This window comes from Clostridium sp. AM29-11AC (assembly GCF_003480545.1).
Taxonomy (GTDB): Bacteria; Bacillota; Clostridia; order Lachnospirales; family Lachnospiraceae; genus Otoolea; species Otoolea saccharolyticum_A.
Window position 1 is genome coordinate 1 of record NZ_QUJI01000044.1, and the last position, 5,196, is coordinate 5,196.

General features: G+C 49.3%; 7 protein-coding genes and 1 pseudogene. 1 reads left to right on the forward strand and 7 read right to left on the reverse strand.

The window, feature by feature from the left end; genetic code table 11:
* Positions 1-5 precede the first annotated feature (5 nt).
* The gene (locus tag DW757_RS16890; RefSeq protein ID WP_002569220.1) at positions 6-203 is read right to left on the reverse strand and encodes a hypothetical protein; all 198 of its coding nucleotides are present in this window, start codon (positions 201-203) and stop codon (positions 6-8) included.
* Here DW757_RS16890 and DW757_RS18090 point away from each other — a divergent pair.
* A complete protein-coding gene (locus DW757_RS18090) occupies positions 177-416 on the forward strand; it encodes a tweety protein (protein ID WP_118752308.1) in 240 nt (79 codons plus the stop codon). The genes DW757_RS16890 and DW757_RS18090 overlap by 27 nt on opposite strands.
* 28 nt (positions 417-444) lie before the next feature.
* On the opposite strand, the pseudogene DW757_RS16900 reads toward DW757_RS18090, so the two are convergent.
* The 6 genes and pseudogenes from DW757_RS16900 to DW757_RS16920 form a co-directional block, all read right to left on the reverse strand.
* Positions 445-1,782, reverse strand: a pseudogene (locus DW757_RS16900) (virulence-associated E family protein).
* Positions 1,751-2,395 carry a CHC2 zinc finger domain-containing protein gene (locus tag DW757_RS16905; RefSeq protein ID WP_118752309.1) on the reverse strand — a complete coding sequence of 215 codons (645 nt, stop codon included), beginning with the start codon at positions 2,393-2,395 and terminating at the stop codon, positions 1,751-1,753. The pseudogene DW757_RS16900 and the gene DW757_RS16905 overlap by 32 nt, the downstream one beginning before the upstream one ends.
* Positions 2,396-2,460: 65 nt before the next feature.
* Positions 2,461-4,041 carry a MobQ family relaxase gene (gene mobQ, locus DW757_RS16910; RefSeq protein ID WP_118524186.1) on the reverse strand — a complete coding sequence of 527 codons (1,581 nt, stop codon included), beginning with the start codon at positions 4,039-4,041 and terminating at the stop codon, positions 2,461-2,463.
* Positions 4,042-4,226: 185 nt separating this feature from the next.
* The gene (locus DW757_RS16915; RefSeq protein ID WP_118524187.1) at positions 4,227-4,436 is read right to left on the reverse strand and encodes a hypothetical protein; all 210 of its coding nucleotides are present in this window, start codon (positions 4,434-4,436) and stop codon (positions 4,227-4,229) included.
* Positions 4,437-4,469: 33 nt separating this feature from the next.
* Positions 4,470-4,640 (reverse strand): hypothetical protein, encoded by a 171-nt coding sequence (locus tag DW757_RS17490; RefSeq protein ID WP_162599048.1) that lies wholly within the window; start codon positions 4,638-4,640, stop codon positions 4,470-4,472.
* Between the two features lie 299 nt (positions 4,641-4,939).
* Positions 4,940-5,196: DUF3847 domain-containing protein (locus DW757_RS16920; protein WP_243033754.1), on the reverse strand; the 257-nt coding region annotated here is incomplete at its 5' end.

The following is a 5,196-nucleotide window of genomic DNA, read 5'->3' on the forward strand; positions in this document are numbered from 1 at the left end:
GCCATTTACCCACACAATCCAGACGGTATCTGGCTCTTTTGAACCTCATCTTCATTATAGCCTATATCTTTCTTTTTAGCAAGATATTCTTTTGTATTTGTTTTACCGTATTTCTGGGAAATCAGACTGACGAACACATCGGTTGCGTCCAGTTCCCCGTCAAATACAGTGGTCACATGAATCTCTGTTTTGTTTTTTGCCATAGGCAGTTATCCTCCATACATGAAAATAGCCAGACACATGGTGTCGGCAACGAAGTCCGGCAACGGGCTTCAAAAGACCTTGCAAACAATCTCAATCTGGCGATGGTTACTATTTATACTTTTCTTTTATTTTTCTGTTGTTTTGGTTGTTATAAGGGAGAAAAGCCCGGAAATAAGGGGTTTTCCCCGGCAACCGGCTCGGCAACGGGATAGCAACAGGGGGTGCAACGGGCGGTCATTTTCAGAATGGAAGCTCCATCTGTTCTGTGACCTCCACAAAACCATCCATCGTTTTTTCAGACGGGTTGCCGGAGTCCGTTGCCGGGTTTTCACGCTCCCAGCCCTTTTGTCTGCCATATTCTGAAAACATTCTTGGGTTCGGGAAGTACCGCCAGCCAGAAATTCACTGGTTCATAATCTCGTTGATTTCCCGGATTTCCCATTGCTTCGGCTCGTCAAAGGCATGGTTCAAGGCTTCCTTATAGAGCTGCTTGGAGCAGACCATGCTCCCGGTGTACTTATCAAGATACGCCTGTATCATCCCGGCTTTGGTGTCCTCCGGCATAAAATCCCGCTGGTGTTCTTTGAGATACCGCTGCATGGCAGGGCTGAAAGCCAGCTTGAACCTGCCGCTTCTGTAAATTTCCATCGCTTCTGCCCACATCTGCTCGATATAGGCTCTGGAAGCGGCTTCGTCCTCTAAAATGTGAACCTCGGCTTGCTCCGGGTACACCATGACGGGGATAAAGCGGCGGTTGCCGGAACGGTCAAGGGGCAGGAAGTCAAGGGCATTGGAAGTGCCGCCAAACACGCACTGACGGGGGCGGTCTGCTGGGTGGGTTTCATAGGGTATCTTGTAAACCTCTTTCTGTCGGCTTAAAAATGACTTGATTTCCTCAATGCTCTTGGCGTTTGCGGTTGCCATCATTTCCGACATTTCGATAATCCAGTGACCTTGCAGCTTACGGTACACATTGTCATCGTCCAGCTTCCGCAAATCATCGGAGAACCACTCGTCCCGGACTGCCAGCAGACGGAAGAAGGTGGACTTGCCAGCCCCCTGACCGCCTACCAGACAGAGCATGATTTCAAACTTGCACCCCGGCTGAAAGGCTCGTGAGATTGCACCCAGCAGGAACAGCTTCAACGCTTCATAGGTGTAATCGTCTGCGTCAGCCCCCAGAAAGTGCCGCAGACAGAAACGGATTCGTTCTGTCCCGTCCCACACAAGGGCACTTAGGTAGTCCCGGATGGGATGGTACTTGTTTTCATTCGCCACAATCCCGATGGCATTATCAATCTTTTTCTCATTGGTAAGCCCATAGGTTTCTTCCAGATAGAGAAGCAGATACTTCATATCCGTATCGTTCAGGGCTGTGCTTTCTCTGTGAAAACCGATGGGCTTTATGATGTCCTTGCGGTCGGTCAGGATGTTGTATGCGATAGCCCCGGAAAGCAGAGGGTCACGCTGGAATACGGTCAGGCAGTTCCGTATGCTCTGGCGGACACCGCCTTTCTCGGTGGTTTCCAGCCCCGCCTTGATTTCCTCAATGCTCTGGGGCGGCTGCATGGCGTTCATGGTGTTTTTTAGTTCTTGCTGCGTCTGCGGCTGCAAGCTCTGCCATTCGCTGTTCAAGCTGTATCACATCCTTTCCGTAGTCCATAATCAAAACCGCTTTTTCCTCTGTCTCCCCGAACAGCAGCACATCCAGCAGATATTCCACATGGGCTTGCTTTTGTAAGGCTTCCACAAACCGGGGATGAAAGGCTTCCTCTGGGGAGTGCGGGGCATATTCCTTTCTCCACACTCGAAGCAGGTGGAGATAATCGGCAAGGATACGGAAGCAACGGTTTTTTGCTTCCTGAAACTGTTCCTCCGGGGATTTCTGCCGGGGCTTGGGCTTTTTTGCCTTTCCCGGCGGTTTCCAGTCCTCATAGGAAAGCCCGAAGTCCTGTGCCAGTTGTACGGCGGCTTCTTTCTTTCCCAGCCCATACAGGGCGGCGGCAAAATCAATCACATCCCCATCCGCACCGCAGCCGAAGCAGTGGTAACGCCGATCCAGCTTCATGCTTGGGGTTTTATCGTGATGAAACGGGCAGCAAGCCATCCCATTCCTGTTTACATGGATTCCGTAATGCTCCGCAGCCTGCCTGGTTGTGACGGACTGCTTCACAGCTTCAAATACATTCAAATCTATCCCTCCTTGAAAATAAGAAAAGCACCTGACATTCTCTGCTTGAAAATGGCAAGTGCCTGTTAAAGTTCCATATCCTGTTGTCTGTGTTTCGTCTGTGCCTGGGCTGTTCTTTGTGCTTTTTTCTCGTCTGCCTTATCCTGCAAGACTTCTTTGATGGGCTGCTTCTTGGGCGGCTCTTTGCTTTCCTCTGTGCCGGGTGTGGCTTTCCGTACCCAGTAGCGGATGTCCCGCAGTTTCTTCAAGTCCTCCTGTACCTCGGTCAGCGGTACTTTCAGGTCTGCGATTTCGCTGAGAAGCGTTTCCTGCTCCTGTTGCAGCTCCTTTTTCGTTTTATCCTTATCGTCCGGGTGCTTGGCAAGGTAGGCGGCGGCTTTCTCATACCGGGCAACCTCCAGGTGTTCCTGCTTGAACGCTTCCTTTGTTTTCTTGAAAAATATCTTCTGGTACTTTTCATAGACGGGCTTACATTCCTTGCAGTCTGTCCGGCTGGCAAGAAGCCTGTCAATCACTTTACTGCGGGCTTCCTTTGGCTTCATCTGACTGCGGTAATCGGTGGCTGATTTCCCGGACGCTTCCAGAAATGCTTCTAAATCCTCCACAGTAGAAAGCCCCTTTTGCCGGAGATAGGACAGGGCTTCGCTGACTGCCTTTAAGTCCTGTGAAGTTCCCCGGTTCTGTCCAGCCCTTGTCCAGTCCTTCCGTTCTTCCTTTCGTATCTCCATATACTTCATCAGCAGATTGGGAAGAAGTGTCGCTTCCTCCGCCGCCTTTTGTGCAAGCAGTTCTTTCCGTTTTTCGCCCAGCTCGGTAATCCAGCCTTTGAGGTTATGGATAAGCTGCCGGATGGACTGCATTAAGCTGTTGGCAGCTCTGATTTCCCTGTTCAGATTGCCGATATTCGTCTGGATGCCACGCTTTTCCATCTGCCGGACAGCAGCCCCCTCATGGACAGTGGGGACTATATCAAGCCCCTGTCTGGCATAGGAACGCAAGTCCACACGCTCCGGGCGGTCATTGGCTTCCAGATAGCGGTTCTGGATGACCTCCCATTCATGCCGCCAGATTCCACAATACTTCTGGTCGTTCCATTCAACCGTATCCTCCTTGTGGCTTTTCCACCTGCCGGACGGAAGTTTTATCCGTTCTCCGCTTTCATCAAGGTCATAAACCTTGCGGCTCTTGGGAAGCCATTTTCCATGTTCGTCCATTGCTCTCATAGTCAGCAGGACATGGGCGTGGGGATTGTGTCCCGGCGGATGGGGGTCATGGATTGCAAAATCAGCAATCATGCCTTTGGAAACAAACTGCTGCTGGCAAAACTCCCGGACAAGGACAGCGTACTGGTCGGGCGGTATCTCTCTGGGGATGGTAAGCACCCACCGCCTTGCAAGCTGGGAGTTCCATTGCTTCTCCACCGCTTCGGCGGCATTCCATAAGGTATTGCGGTCTGCATACTCCGCCGGGGCATTTGCCGGGAGCAGGATTTCATTGTGGACGATGCCACGCTTTTCCGGGTAGTGCTTCACTTGCTGGTCGTATTCACAGAACAGCTTTTCGCCGCTTTGGTAAGCAGCGGCGGCAACCGCAGACTGCCGCTGGCTGCGCTGAACAATCGTGATTTCGTTGTGTGGACAGGGCATTTCGTGTCCCTCCTTTCGGTAATTGGTGGATGGGGTGGCGTTTTACCACCTCATTTTGGGCAGAAAAAAAGCAGGAGACCTTTTTTCAGATTTCCTGCTCGGTGTGCCGCTGTGAGGGCGGCGGATATTTAGTTGTAAAAGTTCGGGACAAGTTGACCCGATGTGCGGATGGTAAACTGGGATTGTTAATTTGGAACAGGTCCTATAATGCCAACTGCTATTACATCAATAAAAAGCACAAATGCTATTACACAAACAATTAAAATAGTTGTAATGACTTTAATAATAAGTTGTTGATTTTTACGTAAATCACTCTTACTGACAATTCTTAGGACAAAAATCAAAACAAAGATGATGATAAGAGAAATAATATTATAAAGAATTACTGTTTTCATCTGTGTATCCTCCTTTTCCTTATCAATTCCGACTTACAGAATACCTGTTATTGAAATAATTGCACAAGCACAGGCAAAAATGCCCATACATAAAGAGGCAATTACCCATTTCTTTTTCTTCTGTTTGTGATATTCCATTGCATTAAACAATTCTTTTAAACCAAAAGCCAATACTAAAAATTGAAGTATTCTAATCATGTCCATCAATCAACTCCTTCGCCAATTTTTGATTTATTGGTAATTTTATTATACTTCATTGCCTATCGAAAAGATAGCGTATTTTATGAAACTTGTCGGCTGGGAACAGCTTGCAACGCAAGGTGTCCCCAGATGGCAAGTCCACAAAAGGGTAGCTGGCGGCAGCCAGCGCAGGGGAAGCGTAGCGTCCCCTGTTTGATTTGGAGCAGACCATGACTGCGGAAAATCACAGCCCTCCGGCGAGGAGCCTTCGGAGAACGCAATGCACCAACCTTTAGGTGGTGTATAATTGCGCCCTTAGTAAACTAAGGGGTTTCCGGCTTCTTCCGTTCCAGCAGTTTTTTCAATAGTTCCTGCATGTCCTGCCTGTGAAAAATGAGTTTCAATAACAGCATGACATCATCATCTGTCAGGCGTTCCGGCTCTTGCAGAAAACTTTCCAGCATACCGCCACGGGTACAGAGCCGGTGCGTCCGTTCCTTTCGGGTAAGCTGCTTTAACTGGTGCTGCAATGCCTTTTCATCATTGATGGCTTTCCGCAGTTTCTTTTCGCTTTTCTCCA